This window comes from Sutterella massiliensis, from assembly GCF_016899755.1.
GTDB lineage: Bacteria > Pseudomonadota > Gammaproteobacteria > Burkholderiales > Burkholderiaceae_F > Sutterella > Sutterella massiliensis.
In genome coordinates this window covers 1-556 of sequence record NZ_JACJJC010000232.1, presented here as the reverse complement: position 1 = coordinate 556, position 556 = coordinate 1, and the positions used below count along the sequence as shown (strand labels likewise).

Annotated in this window: 1 protein-coding gene; it reads left to right on the top strand. The window is 61.9% G+C overall.

Annotated elements, in window-relative coordinates; translation table 11 throughout:
* Nucleotides 1-556: hypothetical protein (locus tag H6A60_RS12325; RefSeq protein ID WP_205105055.1), on the top strand; the 556-nt coding region annotated here is incomplete at both ends.

Here is a 556-nt window from a genome sequence, read left to right as displayed (position 1 = left end):
TTTCCTCGCAGCTCACCAACTCGGTGACGGGTGCGGGCGACGTGGTGATCAATCTCTCGGGCACGGCACAGGCCGCCGAGAAGATGTTCAGCTTCGCCGACGATCAGACCTCCGGGTTCTCGGGCAACATCGTGCTTGAGAACGGCGGCTACACGCTCGCTTACGCCAACGACGGCGACGCTGAGGACGACTACACGGCCAATCAGCTCGCCGCGAAGAACGCACGCATTACGGTTGAAGAGAACGGCCACCTCTACGTGAGCACGGTCAATCATCAGGTCAACCGCTACATCGACAAGCACGTCCGTGCGCTCACGCTCGACGGCGGCAACATCTACTTCGGCGGCTTGCGCTACGACATGACCTCGATGGACGAAAGCCTCGGCGGTCAGCTGCAGCTTGCGGGCGACACCGACAAGAGCGCAACGCTCGAGATCAAGTCTGAGTCGTTCGTGAACCTCGATGCGGGTGCGACCAACACGCTCACCGACGGCTCCGAACTGCTCGTGGCCGACGAGGGCGCGAAGATCGACCTCATCCAGAATGCGGCCGATGT